At 44.9% G+C, this 24,378-nt stretch carries 22 protein-coding genes; 13 read left to right on the top strand and 9 right to left on the bottom strand.

Going from position 1 to position 24,378, the window contains the following annotated elements; all coding sequences use genetic code 11:
• The first annotated feature begins 290 nt into the window (after positions 1-290).
• Together QUB30_RS13920 and QUB30_RS13915 are read left to right on the top strand one after the other, a co-directional pair.
• Complete coding sequence (locus tag QUB30_RS13920; RefSeq protein WP_333334125.1) at positions 291-1,370, top strand: PIN/TRAM domain-containing protein; 1,080 nt, start codon at positions 291-293, stop codon at positions 1,368-1,370.
• 589 nt (positions 1,371-1,959) lie between these two features.
• Entirely contained in the window at positions 1,960-2,415 is a 456-nt protein-coding gene (locus tag QUB30_RS13915; RefSeq protein ID WP_333334123.1) for a hypothetical protein, read from the top strand.
• A gap of 218 nt (positions 2,416-2,633) precedes the next feature.
• Here the strand turns inward: QUB30_RS13915 and QUB30_RS13910 are convergent, their stop codons facing one another.
• Positions 2,634-3,707 carry a radical SAM protein gene (locus QUB30_RS13910; RefSeq protein ID WP_333334121.1) on the bottom strand — a complete coding sequence of 358 codons (1,074 nt, stop codon included), beginning with the start codon at positions 3,705-3,707 and terminating at the stop codon, positions 2,634-2,636.
• Between the two features lie 451 nt (positions 3,708-4,158).
• Here QUB30_RS13910 and QUB30_RS13905 point away from each other — a divergent pair, with 451 nt between their 5' ends.
• The 3 genes from QUB30_RS13905 to QUB30_RS13895 all read left to right on the top strand — a co-directional run bounded on the left by QUB30_RS13905 (position 4,159) and on the right by QUB30_RS13895 (position 6,860).
• Positions 4,159-4,953 carry an ABC transporter permease gene (locus tag QUB30_RS13905; RefSeq protein WP_333334119.1) on the top strand — a complete coding sequence of 265 codons (795 nt, stop codon included), beginning with the start codon at positions 4,159-4,161 and terminating at the stop codon, positions 4,951-4,953.
• A 222-nt stretch (positions 4,954-5,175) separates the two neighbouring features.
• Positions 5,176-6,039, top strand: coding sequence for an aldo/keto reductase (locus QUB30_RS13900; protein WP_333334116.1), 864 nt, complete (start codon positions 5,176-5,178; stop codon positions 6,037-6,039).
• 143 nt (positions 6,040-6,182) lie between these two features.
• Positions 6,183-6,860: a GIY-YIG nuclease family protein gene (locus tag QUB30_RS13895; RefSeq protein ID WP_333334114.1), complete on the top strand. Its 678-nt coding sequence runs from the start codon at positions 6,183-6,185 to the stop codon at positions 6,858-6,860.
• A 145-nt stretch (positions 6,861-7,005) separates the two neighbouring features.
• Here QUB30_RS13895 and QUB30_RS13890 read toward each other — a convergent pair whose 3' ends face one another.
• Complete coding sequence (locus QUB30_RS13890; RefSeq protein ID WP_333334112.1) at positions 7,006-7,854, bottom strand: DUF3598 family protein; 849 nt, start codon at positions 7,852-7,854, stop codon at positions 7,006-7,008.
• Positions 7,855-7,872: 18 nt separating this feature from the next.
• On the opposite strand from QUB30_RS13890, the gene QUB30_RS13885 reads away from it, so the two are divergent.
• Positions 7,873-8,682, top strand: coding sequence for an SAM-dependent chlorinase/fluorinase (locus tag QUB30_RS13885; protein ID WP_333334110.1), 810 nt, complete (start codon positions 7,873-7,875; stop codon positions 8,680-8,682).
• A 207-nt stretch (positions 8,683-8,889) separates the two neighbouring features.
• Here QUB30_RS13885 and leuS read toward each other — a convergent pair whose 3' ends face one another.
• The 3 genes from leuS to aat all read right to left on the bottom strand — a co-directional run bounded on the left by leuS (position 8,890) and on the right by aat (position 13,118).
• Positions 8,890-11,448 (bottom strand): leucine--tRNA ligase, encoded by a 2,559-nt coding sequence (leuS, locus tag QUB30_RS13880; protein WP_333334108.1) that lies wholly within the window; start codon positions 11,446-11,448, stop codon positions 8,890-8,892.
• Positions 11,449-11,698: 250 nt separating this feature from the next.
• Entirely contained in the window at positions 11,699-12,421 is a 723-nt protein-coding gene (locus tag QUB30_RS13875) for a Uma2 family endonuclease (protein ID WP_333334105.1), read from the bottom strand.
• A 100-nt stretch (positions 12,422-12,521) separates the two neighbouring features.
• On the bottom strand, positions 12,522-13,118 hold the full coding sequence (gene aat / locus QUB30_RS13870; protein ID WP_445300499.1) for a leucyl/phenylalanyl-tRNA--protein transferase: 597 nt from the start codon (positions 13,116-13,118) through the stop codon (positions 12,522-12,524).
• Between the two features lie 46 nt (positions 13,119-13,164).
• Between aat and QUB30_RS13865 the strand changes: the two genes are divergently transcribed.
• Complete coding sequence (locus tag QUB30_RS13865; protein ID WP_190740107.1) at positions 13,165-13,494, top strand: hypothetical protein; 330 nt, start codon at positions 13,165-13,167, stop codon at positions 13,492-13,494.
• Positions 13,495-13,665: 171 nt separating this feature from the next.
• Here QUB30_RS13865 and rpsN read toward each other — a convergent pair whose 3' ends face one another.
• The 4 genes from rpsN to rseP form a co-directional block, all read right to left on the bottom strand.
• Positions 13,666-13,968, bottom strand: a complete 303-nt coding sequence (gene rpsN, locus QUB30_RS13860; RefSeq protein ID WP_333055623.1) for a 30S ribosomal protein S14 — start codon at positions 13,966-13,968, stop codon at positions 13,666-13,668.
• 303 nt (positions 13,969-14,271) lie between these two features.
• Positions 14,272-14,934 (bottom strand): endonuclease III, encoded by a 663-nt coding sequence (gene nth, locus QUB30_RS13855; protein ID WP_333334103.1) that lies wholly within the window; start codon positions 14,932-14,934, stop codon positions 14,272-14,274.
• A 42-nt stretch (positions 14,935-14,976) separates the two neighbouring features.
• Complete coding sequence (locus QUB30_RS13850) at positions 14,977-15,714, bottom strand: Uma2 family endonuclease (protein ID WP_333334101.1); 738 nt, start codon at positions 15,712-15,714, stop codon at positions 14,977-14,979.
• Positions 15,715-15,899: 185 nt separating this feature from the next.
• Positions 15,900-17,000 carry an RIP metalloprotease RseP gene (gene rseP / locus QUB30_RS13845; protein ID WP_333334098.1) on the bottom strand — a complete coding sequence of 367 codons (1,101 nt, stop codon included), beginning with the start codon at positions 16,998-17,000 and terminating at the stop codon, positions 15,900-15,902.
• A gap of 254 nt (positions 17,001-17,254) precedes the next feature.
• On the opposite strand from rseP, the gene QUB30_RS13840 reads away from it, so the two are divergent.
• The 6 genes from QUB30_RS13840 to QUB30_RS13815 all read left to right on the top strand — a co-directional run bounded on the left by QUB30_RS13840 (position 17,255) and on the right by QUB30_RS13815 (position 24,269).
• Positions 17,255-17,932, top strand: a complete 678-nt coding sequence (locus tag QUB30_RS13840) for an ATP-dependent Zn protease (RefSeq protein WP_333334096.1) — start codon at positions 17,255-17,257, stop codon at positions 17,930-17,932.
• Between the two features lie 120 nt (positions 17,933-18,052).
• Positions 18,053-18,607, top strand: a complete 555-nt coding sequence (locus tag QUB30_RS13835; RefSeq protein WP_333334094.1) for a hypothetical protein — start codon at positions 18,053-18,055, stop codon at positions 18,605-18,607.
• An 80-nt stretch (positions 18,608-18,687) separates the two neighbouring features.
• A complete protein-coding gene (locus QUB30_RS13830; protein WP_333334092.1) occupies positions 18,688-19,224 on the top strand; it encodes a Uma2 family endonuclease in 537 nt (178 codons plus the stop codon).
• Between the two features lie 213 nt (positions 19,225-19,437).
• Positions 19,438-20,868: an MFS transporter gene (locus tag QUB30_RS13825; RefSeq protein ID WP_333334090.1), complete on the top strand. Its 1,431-nt coding sequence runs from the start codon at positions 19,438-19,440 to the stop codon at positions 20,866-20,868.
• A gap of 567 nt (positions 20,869-21,435) precedes the next feature.
• Positions 21,436-21,582, top strand: coding sequence for a hypothetical protein (locus tag QUB30_RS13820; RefSeq protein WP_333334089.1), 147 nt, complete (start codon positions 21,436-21,438; stop codon positions 21,580-21,582).
• 329 nt (positions 21,583-21,911) lie between these two features.
• Positions 21,912-24,269 carry a polysaccharide biosynthesis tyrosine autokinase gene (locus tag QUB30_RS13815; RefSeq protein ID WP_333334086.1) on the top strand — a complete coding sequence of 786 codons (2,358 nt, stop codon included), beginning with the start codon at positions 21,912-21,914 and terminating at the stop codon, positions 24,267-24,269.
• Positions 24,270-24,378 lie beyond the last annotated feature (109 nt).

Raw genomic sequence — 24,378 nt, 5'->3', positions numbered from 1 at the left:
CCAAAAAAGCGCTGCGAACGATCGGCTCTTTACTGTTTGACCTTGTACTGGTTGGCAGCGGCAGCAATTCCCGAACAGCCCACAGGGCGGTCTATTGACACGAAGTGCCCGGACTCGGCGGGGCGGGCTAAATGCCGATCTGCTCGATCGCACATCCCGCACAGGGTACAACCGCGAAATATAAGTTTATGAAAATTCCTCAGTATATATAGCGATATCCGACCGCAACTAGGAAAAAACTATCAGCACTGGAAAGATATAATGTAAACACATTCATTAACCTAGAACTAATGCTAGACGCAATCATAATTATCTCATTCATAATCGCAGGCGGAGGCATCGGCTATTACGGAGTCGAACTGCTGCCGAGCAATCTGCTGCTGCAAGTTACAAATATACAAGGCTTAAGTTCTGTACTAGGTTCCTTTGGAGCATTAATCGGCTTCGTGATGGGATTAGTGGCTCAAACAACCTACCGCCGGCTGGAAAAACAAGTCCGCGATATGCCGGTGGAAATGCTGCTGACGCGGGCGATCGGCTTAATCATCGGACTGCTAGTAGCGAACTTAATGCTGGCTCCGCTCTTCCTGCTGCCAATTCCCCGCGAGTTCGGCTTCATCAAACCTCTAGTCGCAGTCTTGGGAAGCGTCATGTTCGGCTTCACAGGCGTAAGTTTGACCGACACCCACGGCCGCGCTTTCTTGCGGCTGATCAACCCCAAAACCTTAGACACGGTGTTGGTAGCCGAAGGTACTTTTAAACCAGCCTCTGCCAAAGTTGTCGATACTAGCTGCATTATTGACGGCCGGATTGAAAACCTGCTAGAAACAGGTTTCCTCGAAGGTCAAATTATCGTGCCGCAATTCGTTCTCCAAGAACTGCAACTGGTAGCTGATTCAGCCAACGATCAAAAGCGAGTGCGCGGGCGCCGCGGCTTAGATGTACTCAACCGCATCAAAGAAACATATCCAGAACGGATTCAAATTCACTCGGCTGACTACGAAGATCTTGCCACAGTCGATGCGAAATTAGTCCGCTTTGCCTTGGATATCGACGGCATTTTGCTCACCAACGATTACAACTTGTCGAAAGTAGCTACCGTCCAAAAACTGCCGGTTTTGAATATCAACGATTTGACTCATGCGGTGCGCCCGACTTATTTGCCGGGAGATACGATCGAACTAAAAATCCGCAAAGAAGGCAAAGAACCCTCTCAGGGAATCGGTTACTTGGATGACGGCACAATGGTTGTCGTAGAAGCCGGCAGCAGTTACGTCGGCGGCGAAGCCCGAGTCGTAGTCACCAGCGCCCTGCAAACTAGCGCCGGCCGCATGATATTCGCCCGCCCTCAAGAGTCAGTTATTGTTTGAAACTGAGTAACAATGCCCAGGCCAATCAGAATCAAATATTGCGATCGTTGTTCCCAATCTGCCCCGACTCTCTACCGCGCCCGGTATGACGAGTCGGGGCAGTGGTTTTTTTTGTGTCTTAAATGTTGGGAATCGGTAAGTCAAAACAATCCTTTTTACTTCTACGGCGGCACTTGGAAAGCCACCAAGAAAAAATAGCAATTACTAACTCCCTACCCCGATTAATGGTAGGGACACTCTTGCACTAGCGGTGTCCTCTACATCATTCCGATGCAACCGGAAACGATATCAGATGGTAAAATTTTGAATCTTCCGCCAAGAAATCCAAAGTTGCTTGTTGCCAAAGGCAATTCAACCGTCCCTGGGACAAACGTTATTGTTATATCCATAACCAAAAGTTGATGATACTTACCCGAAGCTAGCTGACGAATATGTTAAAGCTTTTGTACAGGATAAACAGCAAGCATCAGTAGACTTTCGCGCCGAAGCAAAGTTATTCGGTAGTCCGATTTGTGAGTAGGACAGCCGAGAAGATAATGCGCGTCAGCGGTGTCACATTCTAGTATGGTTGCAAGAGAATTCCCAAACTTTGAAATTCGCAACGCTGGCGTTTAACTCTTGCTTGATGAATCTGCTGTGTTCTCGCCTTAAAATGGTATTTATCTATCGCGAAGCTAGGAAAAAGTATCGCAAAGCACAGCCAACAGTCAGCGATTTAGAAAATAATCTTCCCGAATTCAGTCGAATAGAAAGCGAACAAGATAGACAAGTTAAGTTGCACAAGTTAAAGCAATTGCTGGCTGAAGTCCGAACCAAAATGTTTGGTTGCGCTCAGCAAGTGGAGTATTTGCAAGAAGACAGAAATACCATTAATACTAATGCTGAAAATTATGGTGAGGGCTTGACAAGAATTAGAAATTTGTGCATCCCAGGCGATAATCGGGATTTTTTGCAGAGGTTTCAGGATTTGGCTGAGAATAAATATCAGCGGCAAATTGAAGTCGATTTACACTACTTGATTGCCAGTCAAGATTTGTTCCAGTAGTCGATATCTGCTGTGGGGGGATGGTGGAAATCTAACAGGTGGAATCGGAAAGGGAACAAGAAGAAGGGGAAAAAAGCGCGATCGCCAACCGGAGAATATGATCTTTTTTGTCTGAAGTGCGATGGCGGACAAATTTTTTCCATTTATCAAACAAAAAGCCGGGTTTTCGATCGAACCCGGCTACCATTCACACAAGCACTATTCACACGGCTCAAACCTCAATTCTTTAATAACTTCATCCCCATTTTCACTTTGTCCAAAATCGTCTTTTGCGAGACACAAGTAATCAGACAAAGCTTGCCACAATTCAAAGTATCGCGGCGGACTTCCTGAGCTTTTTCGCCGTACCAAATCTCGCGGGCGCTGGCGTTTTTCACATTACCAATCACCGGAAACTCATCGCACAATTTTACATCGCCGCGCGTATCAATCCAGTAATTTCGCAGTCCAACGCGACAAGGACGAGTTGAATCAGGAGCTTTTTCTTCCGCAAAGTGAGGAATCATCAATCGCAACACTTCATCGCTGTTCATAATTGGAGCACCGTGGTTCTTCATTTCAATTAGGCGCTCGATTACTTGTGAAAATTCCTCCATGTCTTCTTTTTCAATCCACAATTCCTCGTATGTTTCTGGCGTCCAGCGGTTGACCGGTTGGAAGTTCACTGTCGTCGCCCCAATTCCCTGAGCCCAGGTGACTATTTCGGGGAGGTGGCGGAAATTGAGTCGGTTCATCGTCGGTTTGACGTTGATCGGAAACAGGACGTTCTGTTTTTCTTGTTCTTGGCGCAGATAACCGATTCCTTTAGAAAGCCGATCGAATAATCCCGGTTGACCCCGCAAATAATCGTGCAGTTCTGCATTCGGCCCGTCAACGGATATATTCACATTAAAAGGACGCGCGGCCACAGTTTTGGCTGCGTTTTCTCTGGTCATGCAATAGCCGTTGGTGGTGACGCCTGCGTGAATGCCATTTTTATTCGCAAAGGCCAGTAAGTCTAGAAAACCTTTTTTAATATAAGGTTCGCCACCGCTAAAGTTGATTGAAAATTCGCCCACAAATTCTTTGACGCTTAAGAGAGCATTTTGCCATTCTTCGATCGTCATTTCGTCTTTATATTCTTTGAGCCGCCAATACTCGCACTGGCGGCATTTAACATTGCAGCGCTCGTTGACGATTCCGTAAAAAGTGACTGGGCTGGTCATGTCGTATCCTGTATTGATACGCAGCGATTCGGCTACTGCACTCTTGGTGTGCTTGACGCCCAGTCTCGATAATGTTAAAGCATCCATGTCTTTTTTTCCTTACGTGTTGTTATTTAAGTCAATTTCTCGAACCTTCTTTTGTGCGCAGGATTACGTATTGCTGATTACGTATTCCTTTTAAGTACGTATGCACCATCCTAAGAGTTCGGTTTGGGTATGGCTAGATGTTTTTCAAACATTTATAATGTTAATGTATGTAACATATTAGTATTATTTATCAAGTTAAAGCTTTTTTTTATGGAAACATGAATCCTGCTTTAATGCGTGACAAATAATAGCGGATTGAGATTGATTTAAGTCAATAAATTGTAGTTTTTATTTAACTTTAGTTAAATAACTTAATAATTTACCTAAGTAAAAATATTTATGTAAGCTGTCTCTATAACTTAAAGTTATAGTGAAGTGAGCGGCCCATACAGCAGTTGACTTCATCAAACCTTTACAATATGAGGGAATTTAAGTATTTCAACGGTGAAAAATGGCTATAAACATGGGACGATATTTGCACGTAGTGAAATTGTTCTGGGGTGCGGCCATCGCAGCAGAACTAGAATACCGAATCAACTTTGTCCTCGCGACCCTCAGCAGCCTCGGAAACCTTACGGGCAGCTTGTTCGGGCTATTTTTGTTCTACCGTACCGGCTATACGTTTTCGGGCTGGAAATGGGAAGAGGCTTTAGTTGTACTCGGCATTTTTACTGTTTTGCAGGGGTTTTCGTCAACTTTTCTCGCGCCCAACCTCAGCCGTATTGTCGATCGAGTCCAGCAAGGTACTCTCGATTTCGTACTCCTGAAACCCATCAGTTCGCAATTCTGGCTGTCTGCAAACACAGTTTCCCCTTGGGGAATACCCGATATAATCTTCGGTGTGGTATTGTTGCTGTACTCAGCTAACAAACTCGGAGTGAAAATCGGCAACTATTTCCTAACAGCAATACCGCTGTTATTTGGCATGGTGAGTCTTTACAGCATCTGGTTTATATTAGGTGCTATGAGTATTTGGTTTGTCAAAATTTACAACATTACCGAAGTTCTCAGAGGATTGTTAGAAGCCGGTAGATTTCCCATGGCAGCTTATCCCGCAGCTTACCGATTTTTCTTCACATTCGTAGTCCCCGTTGCCTTCTTTACCACAGTACCGGCCGAAGCAATGCTGGGCAGAGGTGATATAGTTTGGATAGGAGGGGCTGGAATATTGGCGATCGGGCTTTTGTGCGCTTCCCGCTACTTCTGGCAATTTGCACTCCGATTTTACACCAGCGCTTCGAGCTAGTGAAGTAGCTAGATACACATAAACATCGCGTGGGGAGAGGGGCCTGCGTGAAACGGTTAACTCGCTTCTACAAGAGTTCCTTGCCTTACCAGCTATTACAACTTTATACAAAATATTTTATTCATATCTACTTATATACTTTAAAAAAATGTAAAATTTAAACAGAGCCTTATATTCTTGAAATCTCAACAGTAAATAAACCACGCAAACGAGGGCAAATAAATGAAAAGAAAACAACTGGGAAACACTAATTTTACTATCAGCGCGCTCGGTCTTGGATGTATGCCGATGTCCTTAAGCGGCCGGCCACCAGAATCGCAATCTATTGCGGTAATTCACCGCGCCCTCGATTTGGGTGTCACCCTAATTGACACCGCAGATTCCTACTGCCAAGATCAATCCGACAAACACCATAACGAAGAACTGATTGCCAAAGCTTTACAACAGTATACTGGAGATATTAGAGCTGTCACTATCGCCACTAAAGGCGGCTTAATGCGGCCTCAAGGTGGATGGACGCGCAACGGAAACCCCCACCATTTACGCAAGACAATTCGCGAAAGTTTTGAAGCACTCGGCGGTAAGGAACCGATCGACCTTTGGCAATATCACTCGCCCGATCCCGCTTATACCATCGAAGCAGCCCTAGCACCCGCAAAAGAAGCAGTAGAAGCAGGAATGATTCGATTTATTGGAGTTTCCAACTTTTCTGTAGAGCAGATCAAACGCGCCCGCGATACAGTAGAAATTGTCTCCGTGCAGAATCAGTACAATCCTTGGCACAGACAGCCAGAATCAGACGGTGTGCTGGAATATTGCGAAACCGAAAAACTGACATTTTTTCCTTGGAGCCCTCTGGGAGGAAGCCGCCGCGCCACAAGCTTGCAAGATATGCCCGCGATCGCAAAATTAGCAGCAGAAAAAAACGTTTCAGTTTACTGTATAGTATTAGCTTGGTTGATGGCCCAATCGCCCTGCATCGTTCCGATTCCCGGTGCGACAAAAGTATCGAGTATTGAGGACTCTGTGCGGGCGCTCGAAGTTAAATTGACTGACGAGGAATTGCAACAAATTGCCGTAAGTTAAGTATATAAGGGCAAAAAAAACAATAGAACAGGCTTTCCGGCCTGTTCCACAAAGAGAACTTTATTGTGGGGTGGGCCGGAAAGCCCGCCCCTGAAAGCCGGATTTAATGAGTAAAGTTGACATTTTTTGAGGAATTGAATTTAATGGAAGCTAATCAAGTGAATGCCGATCGAGACGTAGCAATTGAACATCAAAACGTACCAGTCGCCCATGAAGGACTGCACAACTTTTTATACAGTTCGGACTCAGAACACAGCGCAGCGGCCGCTATTTCTGAATTAGAAAATGACGGCACGCAAGTAATGTCGATCGATACGTGGCGCGATTTGGCAACTAACGCGAAAGTCGCCGGCGTTTACGCTGTAATGGACACTTCCCGCAACACTCAGTTTATCGGTTATTCGCGAAACATCCTGCTTTCAATCAACGGTCACATCGCCCAAAATGGCGTCGAAAATTGCGCTTTCCTGCGCGTGCAAACTTTCAAATTCCCGAAGCGGGAAGAAATGGAAAGTTTGCGCGATATGTGGATAGCCGAACTCGCCAGCATTCCGCCTGGAAACGATGCAGACAGCGAAATGTGGGCGAGTACCGTAGGCCAAGCAGCGCGATCGGCAATGTCTGCTGAGGAACAAAAAGCTTATGAAGAAAAAAAGCTAAAATTACGCAAAGCAATGGCAGATTCTACTCTTACCAAAGAGTTAGAAACTGCCGCCAAAACTGACGGCGAACGCGCTAATGATTTGGAAGCTGCTGTTAACAATGATGACTGGAGTGCCGTGATTCAGTCGCAAACTCAGGAAACAAAATCCGGTTCCTAAATCTGAAAAATGTTTGTAGTGCTGATATCTTGTACTATTTTTATAACGGGTAAGATGCCCGTTCCACAATACATCAAGTTTATTGTGGGGTGGGCTTCTAGCCTGGCCAAAAGACTAAATCTTAATCCTCAACAACTGATAATGACTAAGGACTAACTTTGCGTTCAGTAACTAAAGTCAAACTTACCCATTCACCCCGCTCATTGTAACTGCGAATCATCCGAAACCGCAAGTCAGGTTCTACCAACCAACCGGCCTCGAAAAATATAGGTTTTCTGAATTCAGCTTTGACAGGTAAAGTGCAAGAACCGCCGTCAGGAAGCAGCACAACTTGCACGGGCGAAGCACCTTCGTTAAAGTGCAGAACTGAACCGTCAATGCGGCCGCTAGAACTGATAACAGTACCATTACTGCCAAAAGTGATTTTGTTTACTAGGCGATCGCCATTTTCCAAATGCAATTGCAGTTTTGTAGAATAAAAGTCAGGAGAACGCAAATCAGGATACATTGTCACGGCCTCGCCCTCCCACTCTCCCAGCAAATCGTCAACACTTAAAGGCGGACGTTCGGGGACATTTTTATCAAGCTGCTTTTCCCGAATTAAGGTAAGGTTTGATAAATTGCCGTCGGTATTGTAGAGCTGAACGAAGCGCAATCGGCGATAATTGTAGATAAAACCAAACTCGGCACCGCACTGAGAATAAGGCGCTATTTGAATAGTTCCCTGACAAAAAGCTCCATTTTCAAAAAACAGGATATCTCGTCCCAAGCTTTGATATTCTCGCACAAGTTCGCTCACTTCAGGTTCGCCGACACCGCTGGGATTGGGGGAAAAGCGACGGAGTTTCAATCTCACAGTTTTGTTGTCATTTAGACCTTCGAGAGAAATAATGCTAGGAGTATCTTGAAGTACCTCTCCCCGCGGCGATAACTGGGTAAAGGAACCGTGCCATTCTCCCAAGTTTTGCAGAAAGTTTTCCCATTGTGATACCATATTTTTACCTTTGCATATATGTCTAAAAATAGAATTATAACTCTACTGACGGATTTTGGATTAAGCGATGTTTATGCAGGAGTGATGAAAGGTGCGATCGCCCAAATTAACCCGCAACTCAAAGTCATTGACATTACGCACCAAATACCCTCTCAAAATATTGCGGCTGCGAGGTTTTGTTTGATGACTGCTTTTGCTTATTTTCCGCCGGAAACCGTACATATTGCTGTCGTCGATCCGGGGGTGGGAAGCAAGAGACGCGGGGTTGCGGTTAAATGTGCTAATTGCTTCCTTGTTGGGCCGGATAACGGGTTGTTTAGCGGGGTGTTGAGTCGGGAAAGCGCGATCGCATCTGTCGAACTCACCAACCCCAAATACTGGCGCACACATCAACCCAGCAGCACTTTCCACGGTCGAGATATTTTTGCAGCAGCGGGCGCTCACTTGGCGAATGGGGTGGCTTTGGAAGAGTTGGGGGAGGCGATCGACCCTGCAAGTTTAGCCGAGTTAGAGATACCAAATTGTGCCGTTACAGCCACAGGTATAGAAGGCTGTGTTCAATATGTCGATCGCTTCGGCAATCTAATTACCAATATCCCCAATAATTGCATTATAGGTAACAATTGGTCAGTCACAATTAGCAATAGTTCTGATGCAATTCACATCCCCAGCGGTAAAACCTACAGCGACAGCGAACCGGGCGATTTAATTGCCATAACTGGTTCTGACGCTTGGGTAGAAATTGCCGTTAATGGCGGCAGCGCTCAATCAGTATTAAAATTGGAATGCGGAGCGATCGTGCAATTGCTTTTTGAAACTAACAATTAAATAGGACTTAGGCATGAGTGATCAAAAACCTGGTTTTTTACGAAAATACTTTGTTGGAATCAGGAGATTCCGTAAAAAACCAGGTTTCTTTGGCGGAGTGCGTAAGTCATAGTCGGGAATTTTTTAGATTACTCATTTTTGGACTGGCTAATTCTTAACTGCAAGTATTAAAAACCCGGTTTATTGAAGCAACCGGGTTTCTCATCTTTATCCCGCTACCACGAAATTCACCAACTTTCCAGGCACCACAATTACCTTTTTAATCTCCTTACCTTCCAGGTGACGATTGGCCAATTCCGACTCCCGAGCAAACTTTTCCAACGCAGCTTTATCAGCACCAGAAGGCACTTGAATTGTGCCGCGAGTCTTGCCCATAACTTGAATTACCAGCGTAATTTCATCGGTAATTAATGCAGATGGATCGACAGTCGGCCAAGTTTGCGTATGCACCGATTCACTGTTACCAGTATTGTGCCACAATTCATCAGCAATATGCGGTGCAAAAGGCGCTAACAAGCGAATCAAAGTGTTAATTCCTTCTGCATAAACTGGCGAATCTTTAAATTTAGCATCATTCAAAGCATTGCTGAGTTTCATCATTTCCGAAACAGCAGTATTGAACTGATAATCACCCTCCAAATCTTCGCTCACTGCCTTAATTGCAGTGTGAATCGCCCGCCGCAAATCCTTCTCAGGTTTGCTTAGCACGTCTTTCTCCCCCCCTTGGCAAGGGGGGGCTGGGGGGGGTGAAGCAAACTCTGTCACCAAGCGCCAAACGCGATTTAAAAAGCGAAATTGCCCTTCTACATCAGCATCATCCCACTCCAAATCCTTCTCTGGCGGTGCTTTGAATAAAATAAACATTCGTGCCGTATCTACCCCATATTTGCCCATAACTTCCAAGGGGTCAACACCATTGTATTTTGATTTGGACATCTTCTCGTAGAAGACTTCCAAAGCTTCGCCAGTTTGAGGATCTTTGGGATTTCCGGGGTCTATATCTGCTGGGGGAACGTATTTGCCAGTAACGGGGTTTTTGTAGGCCATTGCTTGCACCATGCCCTGAGTTAACAGGCGTTTAAATGGTTCGTCACAATTGATCAAACCCCGATCGCGCAAAACCTTGGTAAAGAACCGCGAATACAGCAAGTGCAAGATTGCGTGTTCGATGCCGCCTACATATTGGTCTACAGGCATCCAATCATTAGTTTTCGCCGTATCGAAGACTTGCTCTTGATTTTGAGCATCGGGATAGCGCAAGAAATACCACGATGAATCGATAAAAGTATCCATCGTGTCTGTTTCCCGCTTCGCCGCAGTGCCGCAACTCGGACAAGGAACGTTTACCCATTCTTCCATCTTTGCCAAGGGCGAACCTTTGCCCGTAAATTCCACATTTTCCGGCAACAATACGGGCAAATCCGATGCGGGTACGGGGACTGTTCCGCAGGTGGGGCAGTGAATTACGGGAATCGGAGCGCCCCAATAACGCTGTCTAGAAATTAACCAATCTCTCAAGCGATATTGCACTCGCGCTTTGCCATAACCTTCATTTTCGGCATATTGAATCACTGCTGCTTTGCCTTTAATTGAATCCATGCCGTTGAAGTTTTCGGAATTAATCATAATTCCGGGTTCTGTGTAAGCTTCGGTCAGCGGAATCTCATCATCATCCACAATTACTACTTTAATTGGCAGTTGATATTGATTGGCAAATTTGAAATCTCGCGTGTCGTGGGCTGGTACTCCCATAACTGCGCCGGTGCCGTATTCGTACAGCACATAATCGGCAATCCAAATCGGAATTTCTTCGCCGTTGAAAGGATTGATTGCTTTGCCGCCTGTGGGGATGCCGCGCTTTGGTTTGTCTTCGGCTGTGCGATCGATCTCGCTTTGCAGTGCAACTTCTTTGATGAAGGTTTCTACGGCGGCTTTTCTATCTTCGGTGGTCACGCGCTGAGTTAGTGGATGTTCCGGCGCTAAAACAAGGTAACTGACGCCGTAAACTGTATCGGGACGTGTGGTGAAAACGGCGATTTTTTCATCCATTGCTACAATCGGAAATTCTAAGTAAGCGCCGACTGATTTGCCGATCCAGTTGGCTTGCATTAATTTGACTCTTTCTGGCCAATCTGGCAATTTGTCTAAGTCGTTTAATAACTGTTCGGCGTAATCGGTAATTTTGAGGAACCACTGCCGCAATAATTTGCGCTCGACTTTGGCACCGGAACGCCAGGAACGACCTTCGTTATCTACTTGTTCGTTTGCTAAAACTGTTTGGTCTATGGGGTCCCAATTAACTGCGGCTTCTTTTTGATAAGCTAATCCGGCTTCTAAAAATTGCAAGAAAATCCATTGAGTCCACCGATAATAATCGGGAGAACAAGTTGTAACTTCTTTTGTCCAGTCGAAAGAAATACCCAAGCGGCGAAATAAGCCTTTCATTTGGGCAATATTTTCATAAGTCCATTGTGCGGGGGGAATTCCTCGCTCGATGGCTGCATTTTCTGCGGGCAAACCAAAAGCGTCCCATCCCATCGGATTGAGTACGCGATAGCCTTGCATTCGCTTGAGTCTGGCAATTACATCGATGATTGTGTAGTTGCGGACGTGCCCCATGTGCAGGTTTCCCGACGGGTAGGGGAACATGGATAAGGCATAAAATTTAGGCTTTTGGGTATCTTCTGGCATCTGGTCTAAGTTTTGCTCAGCCCATGTCTGCTGCCATTTTTCTTCTATGGATTGGGGGTTATATCTGGAATCCACAACAATTGCTCCGTGCAGGGTTTAGTAATGTTTGCTTCAGTATTTTTACACATTCAAGGGGCTTCGATTCTGATTTTTCTGAGCTCCAAGGATTTTGGCTCAAATCTCTGTATTATGTATTGTAGTATATGTAATTTTAGCTGGAGGGCGATCGACCAAATATCCCGGTTCGCCCTGAAAAAAGTAAATAACTGCTATCCCCAGAAACCCGATTTCTTTGACAAACCGGGTTTATTCTCCTGGTTCGAGCTTAGATGCTATCTGGATCGATGTTCAATTCGCGCAGTTTGGCGGCTAAACGTTCGGCTTTTTGAGCTTCTTGTTCGGCACGCTGCGAGGCTTCTTCGGCGCGCTGCGAGGCTTGTTCGGCACGCTGAAATTCTTGTTCTGCGCGCCGTCGCTCTAATAGCCGTTCTGCATTTATTTCGGAATAGGAAAGAAACTTTTCTCCATCAGAGCGATAGATTTCTAACCCTTCTTCTGGTAACTCAAACCGCACTCCCAGTCTGGGACTTATCCATCCCTCCATCGGTTCAATGGGTTCTAAGATTCCTTCAATTCTTTGCCAACCTTCTAACTGATTTCTTTCGGGATCGTAAAGGTAATACTCCTCGACTCCATAACGATAGTAAAATGAAAGTTTCTTGTTCATTTTTGTGTTATTATCGTTGTGGGAGCGAATTTCAAAGACGACTTGGGGAGCAATATTATCTTCGCGAGACTGTATGTAGGAACGTCGCTCGCCTTTTGGTCTACCAAATATCACCATCGTATCCGGCGCTTGAGAAATATCTGGTCTACCTTCAACCGGATACCACAGTAAATCGGCGGCTACAAACACGTTGGGGTCATCTTCAAACAGCGATTCGCAACCTTCTTTGATTGTGACAATTAATTTGTATTGAATTGTGCTGTCTGCCATTGGTTGACCGTCGCTGGAGGGATAAATAATTTCTTCGGTTGTGACTTGCATAGTGGTTGTCTTCGAGAAGTATCTGAGCTTAATTATACTATTGTTTGAAGCAACTATTCGAGCCGAAAATGACATTGCCATTTCCCTACTGACCGAATATTCAAAATAGCGAGCAACGGCGCTTCAAAGCTGCTTGCAAAAGAGTGTTGTACAGTTTTTCTTTAACAGTATAAGCGCCGAATCTTTCCAAGTGCGGATTGTTCATTTGAGCGTCGAACATCAGATAAGATCGATCGCGCAATCTCTCCACCAACTTCACCATCGCCACCTTAGAACCCTCGGGAATTCGGTAAAACATCGACTCCCCAATAAACGCACCGCCGATCGACAATCCTAAAATACCGCCCGCCAATTCGTCGCCGCACCAAGTCTCGAAGCTGTAAGCCCAACCGGCCTCATACAAAGCCCAGTAAATCTTCTTGAGCTCTTTAGAAATCCAAGTCGTTTCGCGATCGGCACAACCCTCAACCACCGCGCCAAAATCGCGGTTTACAGCCACCGAAAACCGATTTTGATTGAGTTGGCGGCGCAGCGACGTGGGATAGGTAAATCTTTCATCCAGCGGAATCAGCGCCCGCTGACGGCTCGAATACCACCCCAAACTTTCCTCCCCGTCATTGGCCATCAAGAAATAGCCTTGTGCATATCCTTGTATAATTGTCGGTATATCATATTGCATATATTTATCAGTTGTCATTTCTCAGTTAACTTTTCAAAGTCAACATTAGCAATTAGGAATAATCATGTCTGAAACCATCGAACCTATTACCTTACCGCCCGCCAAAAACCCCGAACAAGAAGGCCAATGGCTCCAACAAACGCTGCTGGCATGGCTAGACTCCGAGTTTATCCCAGAAGCAGCCAACCAGCAAATAGCTAAAAGAGCTGCCCAAATCTATGTCCGCCAGCGCATGGAAGGCGAAAATGACGTGGGCAGCCTCGTAATTGCGATCGTCACCGAAATGCAGGCCTATGATTTTTCTAAAAGCTTCTACGGCGAATTTGCGATCGCCAACGCCGTCAGCGACTTGTTACTCGAAAGTCTCGGCATCGATAAATGCTGCGGCCAGTGAAGCAAGAAGGAGGAAAATTTAACTCATAAGTCTGAAACAAAAATCAACCCCAAACCTAATCCTGCCGATTAATTGTGAGTTTTTTTCTTCCTTCTTCCTTCTTCCTGACATCCGTTACATCCGTTACATCCGTCGAGCGAATCCGTTGCCGAACTTCCTTCTTCCTTCGTGCTACCAGCTAGACTTCACAACACCGGGCAAAAGACCTTCGTGAGCCATTTCTCGCATCATGTTGCGAGACAGTCCGAAGTCACGATAGTAACCTCTGGGCCGTCCAGTTGCCCAGCAGCGGTTCCGCAAGCGAGTCCGCGAACTGCTGCGAGGTAGCTGTTGCAGTTGGCGGTGAATCGCCATTTTGTCCATCTGATTGGTAGCTTGGTCAAACTGGTCTTTCAGGTCTTCCCGCTTGTCGGCGTACTTGTCTACGAGTCTCTGGCGCTTTTTCTCGCGCTCGACCATGCTCTTCTTAGCCATAATCTGTTGATATCCTTAGATAAATCACAATCTACTATTTTACTATATTTTGGTGATTTCGGATCTCTTTTATTTGAATTATTTCTTTTGTTAACAAGATTTTTAGCAACAGGCAAGATGCCTGTTCCACAATAACTCAACATTTTTAGCAACAGGCAAGATGCCTGTTCCACAATAACTCAACTTTTTTGTGGTACAGGCATCTTGCCTGTACTTAACCTTGGTGCAACACCAAACTATTAGCAAAAGGGTACAAATCTGCAATAACTCAACATTTTTGTGGTACAGGCATCTTGCCTGTACTTAACCTTGGTGCAACACCAAACTATTAGCAGAAGGGCACAAATCTGCAAGTTCGCAAATATTGCAAACCGGATTTCTCGCATTACAAACTGCCCTACCGTGATAAACCAACCGAATCGACCAATTTTCCCAATCCGGCTGCGGCAACAATATCATCAAATCCCGCTCGATCCTTGTAGGATCGGTATGTTCGGTCAATCCCAACCGCTGAGTCAAACGTTTGACGTGAGTGTCTACCGTCACGCCCATATTAATACCAAAAGCGTGAGCGAGAACGACATTAGCTGTTTTGCGGGCAACTCCGGGTAATTCTAGCAACAGTTCCATCCGCTGCGGCACTTGATTGTTAAATTTATTGACGATCGCCTGACAAGCACCTTTAATATTTTTAGACTTATTGCGGTAGAAACCAGTCGATCGCACGAGACTTTCGAGTTCTTCTAAATCAGCATTTCCCAAAGCAACCGCATCGGGAAAACGCTCAAACAAAGCCGGCGTTACCAAATTTACTCGATCGTCCGTACACTGAGCCGAGAGAATCGTCGCCACCAGCAACTGCACGGGAGTTTCGTAGTTGAGAGTGCAAGGAGCTTCTGGATAGAGGCGTTTGAGGCGAATCAGAATTTCTAGCGATCGTTGTTTTAAACTTAACTTTTTAGTCATTAGTCATTAGTCATTAGTCATTAGTCATTAGTTATCAGTCATTTACAAAAGATTAGGGTCGATTCCCATTTCGCGGAGTCGAGCTTCTAAAGCTTCCGATCGCGATCGTTCTTGTTCCAGCAAAGCTTCTGCTTGCTCGGCCCTTTGCCGTTCTTGTTCGGCCCTTTGCTGTTCTTGTTCAGCTCTTGATTCTGCTTGCTCTCGCAGTTGAGCGAGTTCCACAAAACTTACAAATGGCGCTCCGTTAGGTCCGAATATTTGTAGTGCGGTTTCTGATAGTTGAAACCGCACTCCTAGTCTGGGACTTACCCAACCGTCCGCCGATTCTACAGCTTCTAATTCTTGGTCTCGACGCTGCCATATAGTTAAATCCACTTGTTCAGGGTTGTACAAGTAATATTCTTCCACGCCGTAGCGTTCGTAAAATTTGAATTTTTGAATCATCGGAGTTAAACGGTTTCCCGGCGACAAAATTTCAAACACGACTTGCGGCGGAATGTTATCTTCGTTCCACTGTTGGTAGGAACCTCGATATCTTTTCGGTCTGCCAAAGGCTACCAGCACATCTGGTGCTTGAGCAAGTTTATTATTTCCTTCTACTGGATACCACAGTAAGTTACCCGCCACAAAAACATCAGCAACGCTCGCAAATAACAGTTCTAAGTTTTCTTTGATCCAGACGATTAATCGAAACTGTTCGGTATTATCTGACATGGGTTCTCCGTTGTCATCTGGGTAGACGATTTTTGATTTCTCGGGAGATTGCAGTTGTGTAATCATTGCTTTTTTCCCCAAATTTAACGATCGAATATTAGTCATTAGTCACAAGTGCTGTAATGACTAATGACTGTTAACTGTTAACTGTTAACTGTTGACTAATCTTATTGGTTATTGGCAACAAACAAATAACCAATAACCAATAATCAATAACCAATAACAACCAACTATTGACTACTGACTGCTGACTATTGTTGCCGAAAATTGCCCATCAAATCGAACCCAGCCAAATTAGCTGTATCCCGAATAATCAAGAAAATTCCCAAACCCAGCAACAACACCAAACCCGTCTGCATCACATTTTCCTGAATCCGGTTCGGTAAAGGTTTACCCCGCAGTCCTTCTATTAATAGAAAAGCTAGCTGACCGCCATCTAAAGCAGGTAAAGGCAAGATATTAATCACAGCTAAATTGACGCTAATTAGCACAGCATACTGAAACAAACTCGCAGCATCCGATTTGGCAATCCCTGCACCAATGGCCACAATCGCCACAGGCCCGGACAACTTGTCGGCAGTCTGGCTGAAATTGCTAAGTAACTGCCCGAAACCTTGAACCGTCAGCAGCACAATCCGCTCAAATTCTTTGGCGGCCTTGCTAAACGCCTCTACAATTCCTGCCCTCTGCCGCACGACAGTGCCGTTAGAAGTTAGCTGCACGCCAATGCGACCTTTGCCGTCGGGGGACTGTTCGGGAGTTACTGTCACCAAAAATTTTTGTTCTTGGCGCTGAATTTCCAACGCTAGGGGTTGGTTGGGATGATCTTGGATTGCTGTGACCAATAATTTGATTGCTTCGCGGGAAGCGCCCAATTCCTTGCCGTCAACAGACAGAACAACGTCGCCCGATCGAATTCCGGCTTGTTTCGCGGCAGAACTGACTTCTGCGGCGACTTCCGGGACTTTAACTCCCGGTAGGTAGTTCATTTCTGCCGCGCCGACAGTGCCCAATTGCACCACCAGCAGGAAGTAAGCAAAAACTAAGTTGGCAATTACCCCAGCACTAATGACGATCGCCCGATCGAGCACGGGGCGATTTTTGAGCAAATTCGGGTCATTTGGGGGAATAGTGCTGTCGGGATCGTCGTCCGGGAAACCCACGAAACCTCCCAGGGGAAAGGCGCGGAGGGCATATTCAGTTTCCGGGCCTTGGTACTTCCAGAGGATGGGCCCGAAACCGATAGAGAAGCGGTTGACGTGGATGTGTTGAAGTCTCGCCGCCAGGAAGTGGCCGAGTTCGTGAACGACAATCAAGATACCTAAAACTGCGATCGCTGCCAAAACTGACATGAAGGATTCCACTAACACTTTTATTTGACTTTGATTTATTTTAATATCTTTTTAATATCGGTGGCTTCGGAGCGGCAATTTTCAGTCAAACTGGAAGGTGGAGTTTTTGTCGGAAGTCGGGGGCGCGGAGATCGACCCGACGCTGCCAAACCGATCGCGCTATCGTACCTGAGTTTACCTCTAAAACCAATTCCCATTACCAATTCCCTATTACAAATTCCCCATTACCAATTCCCAGTTACCCATTCCCCATTATGAAAGACACTTCTTTGAATATTATCGCTATTTCTATCTTTGCCATCACCGTTTCAATATTGTTAGGGCCCCTATTCAACTTGCCAGAAGCCGTACCTGCGATCGCCACTTTTTGCCTGTTGGGGCTAGCTACCCTTGACAGTTTCCAGTGGCAAGGTCAAGGCGGTACTATTTTATTAGATTGGCTGGGGGGAACTTCCAAACAAAAGCGCGATCGTATCCTTCACCACGAAGCCGGACACTTCCTAGTCGCGTACCTGTTAGGAATTCCCGTAACCAGCTACGCCCTCAACGCTTGGGAAGCTTTCAAACAAGGTCAAACAGCCCAAGGCGGCGTCCGATTTGAAGACGAACAATTAGCATCTCAACTGCAAAACGGCACTCTTTCCTCCCAACTTTTAGACCAATACTGCACCGTGTGGATGGCCGGAATAGTCGCAGAAAAATTTGTTTACGGCAGCGCACAAGGAGGAGCAGAAGACCGCACAAAAATTAGTGCAATCTTAACACAAATGCGCCGTCCCAGTTCCGAAATCCAACTCAAACAAAACTGGGGTTTGCTGCGAGCAAAAAACCTGATCGAAAGCAACAAATCAGCTTACGAAGCCCTAGTAGCAGCAATGGAAAAAAGAGCAACCGTCCCTGAGTGCTGCGAGATAATCCAGCAAAATTTGTAGGAGAAAGAATACGCACTCTTGCCTTATAAACCCGGTGTTTTTGTATATTTGTTACTAAAAACCCAGATTTTGCGTAGAAACCGGCTTTAAGAGCGTAAATTTTATACGGATTCAAAATTCATGTCAGAACCAAAAAATTTTGCAACAACACTGCAAACAGCGAACCCAAATCCAGAAAAATTGCTGTGGCTGTTCGGTTTCCGCATCGACCCCGAAACCGAAATACCGAATCTATATACTCTAATTGTCTATGGAGAACAAGAGCTGCCTTTAGTAGCCGGCGGTCAACTGGTATTTTTTACCCGTCCAGAACTAGCGATTAACGCTCTCCAATTGTGCGATATCGATGTCAGCGAACTGGAAAACTTACCCACACAAATAGACGCTATTTGTGACATAGCAGAAACGCTTTACTTGCTCGATGCCGAAGATTTTGACGAGTCAGCTACTATCCTCAACTGTTTGAACCCGCTTTTAGATTTAGTGAAAGCTACTTTAATACCGATGCCAACTGAATACAAGCGCATACTTTATGATTTTGCAGATCATTTGAATATTGAGGAAGAGTTTGCAAGTTTTTTAGACGCAGAAGATATTCCGCGATCGGAGATTGTCAATGCTATTTTGTGGTGTGTGGGAGCAATTACAGCAAAATCTCGATTGTTGACCGAGTAATTTAAGAAAAACTAGAATGTGAATCGATAATAGATAATACCGCAAAAGGAAATTGTGCCAGGACTCTAACAGAGGTACGCTTGTGGACTGTAGAGGAATATCGCCGCATGACCGCAACTGGCATTCTCTATCCCGATGAACGAGTTGAATTAATTGACGGGCAAATTATCTCAATAAGTGCAAAAAATCCTCGCCACGCAGCAAATAATCTCTGTGCAGCCGACTATCTGAGAAATCTGCTGGCAGGACTTGCTTTAATTCGCATCCAAGACGCGATCGCTCTAAGCTATAATTCAGAACCAGAACCGGATATTGCTGTAGTCCAAATCGACCCCCGGCTGTACCAAGATTTTCATCCCGCACCAGACAATATTTTATTATTAATAGAAATAGCTGACACGAGTTTAGAAACAGACCGCAGGCGGAAAGCACCGGCTTATGCTAAAGCGGGAATTACTGATTATTGGATACTTGATGTTAACACGCGGCAAGTTTATGTTTTTCGCGAACCGGGCGAGGCAAACAACCGACAAGAAACAGTATTTAATGAAGATGATGTTTTGTCAATGCTGGCTTTTCCAGAAATAGAAGTTCAGATTTCGCAACTGTTTCCTTAAGTAGGGGCAGGTTTTACCAAGAATAATTGCCTAAGACCAATAATCTCGTAAACCTGCCCCCACCAACCTATCAATTACCGATTACCCAATTATCAATTACCAAATCTTCAGGGTCGTCCCGATCGCTACAAAAAACTTAGTATTAGGGCGTAGCGTGAGTTATACTCCTACTGGAAAGACTGTGACTGCAAAAACATCCCGAAATCAAAGTTTATGAGCAACACTTCCCCGCCTCAACCAGCCGCCAAGAATCCCGCAACACAAAAACTTAGTTTCTCAACAAAATTAGCTTACGGGGCCGGCGACCTCGGCCCGGCAATTACCGCTAATGTTTTGGGATTTTACCTCCTAGTTTTCTTTACCAATGTCGCTGGTTTACCTGCCGGCTTAGCCAGCAATATTTTGGTAGTTGGCAAGGTTTGGGATGCCATAAATGACCCGATTGTGGGGGTTTTGAGCGATCGCACTTCTCACCCTTGGGGCCGCCGATATCCTTGGATAATATATGGTGGCATTCCCTTCGGCATATTCTTCTTATTGCAGTGGATTGTACCTAGCACGGATCACACAGTGTTATTTTGGTACTATGTTGCAATCAGCATTTTGTTCAACACCGCCTACACGGCTGTCAATCTTCCCTACACTGCCCTGACTCCAGAACTTACTCAAGACTACAACGAACGCACTAGCCTTAATAGTTTTCGGTTTGCTTTCTCAATTGGCGGCAGCATCTTTTCATTAATCTTAGCTCTAATTATCTTTGCTGTATTTCCAAACAACCCGAATCAACAATATTTCTTATTAGGTGCAATCTCTGGAGTTATCTCTGTCTTGCCTTTGTACTGGTGCGTTTTGGGAACTCGCAAGCACGTCGCAGCCCAACTATTAGAAAACGCAGAACTAGATAATTCTACATCCTTGCCACTGAAAGAACAGTTGCAGATTGCATTTAGCAATCGCCCTTTTTTGTACGTGATTGGGATTTATCTTTTTTCTTGGCTGGGAGTGCAGTTGACTGGTACTATTATTCCCTACTTTGTTGTTAACTGGATGCAACAGCCACAGTACGTTTTTAGCTTGGTTGCGATCGCAGTTCAAGGCACTGCATTAATCATGCTATTTGTTTGGAGTAAAGTCAGCGAGAGATACGGCAAAAAAGCCGTATATTTTATGGGCATGAGTTTGTGGATTATTGCCCAAGCTGGACTGTTTTTCCTCCAACCAGGACAAGTATTGCAGATGTACCTATTAGCAGTCATGGCAGGTGTCGGAGTTTCCACGGCTTATCTAATACCTTGGTCGATGATACCGGATGTGATCGAACTCGACGAACTGCAAACAGGAGAAAGACGCGAAGGCGTTTTCTATTCGTTTATGGTACTGCTGCAAAAAATTGGATTGGCAGGGGGTTTGTGGTTGGTAGGCCAAGCATTAGAAAGAGCTGGATTTCTATCTACAGTTCCCGGACAGCCAGCACCCGTACAGCCAGAGTCTGCACTGTTTGCGATTCGAGTTGCGATCGGGCCGCTGCCCACAATTGCTTTAATTGCTGGCATGATTCTTACATATTTTTATCCCATAACCCGCGAAGTTCATGCAGAAATATTGTTAAAACTGCGAGAAAGAAAAGCACAAAATCAGTAATTGCTAATAATCAGTAGTTGACAATTAGTAAAATCGAAAAATAACAACTACCAATAGCTAATCCGAGCGAGATCAATAGCAATCCTCCCATCCTGTGCCAACTCTTTTTTTTCTTTAACAATGTGTCATCTTCTTATTGTATCGGTTAATTCAAAAAAAGCCCGTTGCGCGTTTCCCCAAAGGATTGCTATAGCTTGCTCGGAGGGCGAATCAAAGCGATAGTTTTAGTAATAGCCCCGGAACGCAGAAACCTAGTTTTTTTACGAAAATACATAAATCGCGCAGCGCCATCCGCCCCGGTAGAAAAACCCCGAATGCTTGAGTTGTTCGAGATGTCGATCGAGTTTGACAACACAAATTATTAATTTTTATGTCCTTAGTACAGTAGTGAGAGTAGTTTGTGATAAAGTCGCGGCGATGAGTAAGTCTATAGACTTAAGCAGCCATCCAGCTCGTTAAAAAGTTTATAATTAAAATAAGAGACAGATTTTTATCGAAAATTGATTCGATTAGTTGCAGTTCCAAATATCTACTGAATTCTGCTAATTATATCTACCTAAATGGAAAATGCAAAACTTTTTAGCCGATCGGTTAGCGGGTAAGTTAACAAGTGCCGCTGCCGTTGACCGAGAACAGAAAAATGGCATAGATGACAACGCAATACCACCGCAAGCGGCCGCTGAGGTGTTACGGCAAATTGTAAAATTTTGGTAAAGTTATTGAACGACCAAGGACGAAGCTTAGCGACACCCCAAAAAGTCGCCATAGCCCCCCTGAGACCCTAAATACAAGGACAACACAGCAGACAGAAATGCAGTCGGATACAACTCTCTCTTCACTTAGTAAAAAAAATTTGCTGCCGACATAACATAGGGATTTAGTTATTTTTGTATACTATGTGAAAGTTGTGAGAACTATTAGAAGGAAGTGGAACCGACCAACCAAGAATTTCCTGTGATATCCTTAAGTCAATGGTGAAAGTATCAACCAGAAAGTCCGCACAACTGAGCTGATTTTACCAACAAAATCTCAAAGAGGTCAACATGGAAAGAGAACAGGATGCTCATATCGTACCAATTAGCAGCCAGAGCAGACAGGTGCAGCAATTTTCCGTTGACGAGGGAGAAGAATTAAGCGCACAGCCTCAGAAAGGATTGAATCTAAAGCCGTTGTTGAGGACTTTTCAGCGAAAAGCCCTAATCATTATTGGGATTATAGGTCTAGCAGGCGCTGGAGTTACTTATCAGATCAAGGGAGGTAAGCAAACATATCAAGGCGATTTTCGGATGCTAGTGGAACCCGTGACAACGGAGGCCAGAATTGCTGACCCCGCTGCCCTAGCCAATCGCGGCGAGGGGGGGGCAGTGCCTAGTCGAGAATTTTTTAGTTTGGACTACGCAACTCAACTTCAAATTCTTCAAAGTCCTCAGATGCTGTCGGCTATTGTTAAACAAGTCCAAAAACGATATCCAACATTTACCGAGGAACTTCTTCAAAAAGGATTAGTCGTTTTGCGGATAGGAGAAGATGAGACGACGATTACTAAAATTTTGGAAGTTCGCTTCATGGCGACTGACTCTCAACTAGTTGAGTTTGTTTTACAAGAAACTAAAAAGAAATATTTAAAGTACAGTCTTGACGAACGCAAGAGTAGCATTGGTCAAGGTGTTAAATTTATTGAAGACCAGCTTCCGGGACTCAACAAGCGCGTAAATAACCTGAAGTCCGAGTTACAGGTGATACAGCAGCAGCAAAAGATTACCGATCCTAAAGAACAAGGCGCGCAATTGATCCAGCAAGTTCGCACCGTAGAAACTTTAGAGTTAGAAACTCAAAGGCTGTTGCAAGAACAGAAAACGCTGTACGCTAACTTGCAAAAACAATTAGATTTTACACCAAATGAAGCTATTGCCGCTTCAGCTTTAAGCGAAGAACCTCAATATAAAGATTTGCTGACCAAGGTTAAGGAAGTAGAAGGTCAGATTGCTGTAGAAACAGCTCGTTTTAAATCTGCTAACCCTATAGTGGAAGCTTTAGAGCGCAAGCGGGCAAATTTAGTAGCTTTGCTAAACCAGCAAACCGATCGCATTTTGGGCCAAAATTTAGCAGGCACGGCAGCCAATCCTAAAGTTCAGAATTTTCAAAATTCGATTCGCATAGGCTTGATTAAACAATTGGTTGATACTGCCAACCAAGTTCAAGTCTTAGAAGCTCGCAGTCAGGCAATCGGCCAAACTAAAAACGATTTGAACCGAGAAGCAAGAGAATTTCCCAGCATAGCTCGCCGCTACAACGAACTGCAACAGCAATTAGAAATAGCAGCCCGCACCCGCGATCAACTTTTAAGTCAGCGGGAAACTCTCCGCGTCCAAGCAGCTCAAAGCCAAGTACCTTGGGAAATAATTTCTGAACCCCGGATACCGCGAGAGCCTAATGGCAAATTGATTCCAGTTGCATCAAAAAATAAAAACAAATTGGTGATGGGAGTTGTTGGGGGGCTAGTGTTGGGTCTGGGAGCAGCTATCCTCATTGAAAAGTTGCGCAATATTTTCTACTGTGCTGATGACGTTAAAGATGCGGTCGAAGCGCCTTTATTGGGAGCAATTCCTCTGGACAAAAATGCTAAAAGATTTCCGCCTTCTATTGCTAATTCCTATGCTTATCTTGAAGGAAAAGAGGGTAATAAGAAAATTGCTTCGGAATTTATAGAAGCTTTTGACTCTCTTTATACTAATATCCGCTTTCTTTCTTCAAACCGAACAATTAGCTCTTTGGCAGTTGGTTCGGCTACAGTTGGCGAAGGCAAATCTACCGTTGCTTTAAACTTAGCTCACGTGGCAGCGCTGGCGGGTCAACGCGTGCTGTTAGTAGACGCGAATTTGCATTCGCCCAGCCTGCACTTGCTGTTGGAACTGCCTAATGTCAAGGGATTGAGCAACTTGCTCGACAATCAAAACGAACCCAATGAAATTATCCAGCGATCGCATCTAGCAGATAATCTTTTTGTATTAACTGCCGGTCTCCCTCATGCCGGTACTTCCAGACGGCTGGCGTCATCTCAGATGCAGTATTTAATGGAAGAACTTCAGGCAAAATTTGACTTAGTTATCTACGATACGCCGGCGCTGGTTGACAGTAAAGATACGAATTTTTTAGCGGCGCGCACCGATGGAATACTGCTGGTTGTAGCAATTCGCCAAGTCAAGTTTTCTGTAGTCAAAACAGTTGTGAGTCAATTAGAAAATTTTGGCATACCCTGCTTGGGCACAGTTGCTAATCATGCCACCAAAGGCAAGAAGTATCAAGCATCTAAATCCTCAGTTGTTGAAGAGAAAAATGAATATTTGAACTTTTCACCAGCAGCGTCTGGCATCCGCAAACTAGCTCCCAAAAAAGAGTGAGAGCAAAAAATATGACCCCACCCCAAAATGGATACCGTGCCACGTACTCCTGTCGTGGAGATCCCAAAATTTTAGGCTCTTGTTCAAGCTCCAGATTCAATGTTGCAAG

The sequence above is a fragment of the Microcoleus sp. BROC3 genome (assembly GCF_036702515.1).
GTDB lineage: Bacteria > Cyanobacteriota > Cyanobacteriia > Cyanobacteriales > Microcoleaceae > Microcoleus.
Note: the sequence above shows the minus strand (reverse complement) of the source record. Positions and strands in the feature narration are given on the sequence as shown.

Bases quoted from the DNA above. Each gene is read 5' to 3' on its own strand.
- QUB30_RS13920 (WP_333334125.1), top strand. From the start codon at position 291: ATGCTAGACGCAATCATAATTATCTCATTCATAATCGCAGGCGGAGGC.
- QUB30_RS13910 (WP_333334121.1), bottom strand. From the start codon at position 3,707: ATGGATGCTTTAACATTATCGAGACTGGGCGTCAAGCACACCAAGAGT.
- QUB30_RS13905 (WP_333334119.1), top strand. From the start codon at position 4,159: ATGGCTATAAACATGGGACGATATTTGCACGTAGTGAAATTGTTCTGG.
- QUB30_RS13900 (WP_333334116.1), top strand. From the start codon at position 5,176: ATGAAAAGAAAACAACTGGGAAACACTAATTTTACTATCAGCGCGCTC.
- QUB30_RS13895 (WP_333334114.1), top strand. From the start codon at position 6,183: ATGGAAGCTAATCAAGTGAATGCCGATCGAGACGTAGCAATTGAACAT.
- QUB30_RS13890 (WP_333334112.1), bottom strand. From the start codon at position 7,854: ATGGTATCACAATGGGAAAACTTTCTGCAAAACTTGGGAGAATGGCAC.
- QUB30_RS13885 (WP_333334110.1), top strand. From the start codon at position 7,873: ATGTCTAAAAATAGAATTATAACTCTACTGACGGATTTTGGATTAAGC.
- QUB30_RS13875 (WP_333334105.1), bottom strand. From the start codon at position 12,421: ATGCAAGTCACAACCGAAGAAATTATTTATCCCTCCAGCGACGGTCAA.
- aat (WP_445300499.1), bottom strand. From the start codon at position 13,118: ATGACAACTGATAAATATATGCAATATGATATACCGACAATTATACAA.
- QUB30_RS13865 (WP_190740107.1), top strand. From the start codon at position 13,165: ATGTCTGAAACCATCGAACCTATTACCTTACCGCCCGCCAAAAACCCC.
- rpsN (WP_333055623.1), bottom strand. From the start codon at position 13,968: ATGGCTAAGAAGAGCATGGTCGAGCGCGAGAAAAAGCGCCAGAGACTC.
- nth (WP_333334103.1), bottom strand. From the start codon at position 14,934: ATGACTAAAAAGTTAAGTTTAAAACAACGATCGCTAGAAATTCTGATT.
- QUB30_RS13850 (WP_333334101.1), bottom strand. From the start codon at position 15,714: ATGATTACACAACTGCAATCTCCCGAGAAATCAAAAATCGTCTACCCA.
- rseP (WP_333334098.1), bottom strand. From the start codon at position 17,000: ATGTCAGTTTTGGCAGCGATCGCAGTTTTAGGTATCTTGATTGTCGTT.
- QUB30_RS13840 (WP_333334096.1), top strand. From the start codon at position 17,255: ATGAAAGACACTTCTTTGAATATTATCGCTATTTCTATCTTTGCCATC.
- QUB30_RS13835 (WP_333334094.1), top strand. From the start codon at position 18,053: ATGTCAGAACCAAAAAATTTTGCAACAACACTGCAAACAGCGAACCCA.
- QUB30_RS13825 (WP_333334090.1), top strand. From the start codon at position 19,438: ATGAGCAACACTTCCCCGCCTCAACCAGCCGCCAAGAATCCCGCAACA.
- QUB30_RS13820 (WP_333334089.1), top strand. From the start codon at position 21,436: ATGCAAAACTTTTTAGCCGATCGGTTAGCGGGTAAGTTAACAAGTGCC.
- QUB30_RS13815 (WP_333334086.1), top strand. From the start codon at position 21,912: ATGGAAAGAGAACAGGATGCTCATATCGTACCAATTAGCAGCCAGAGC.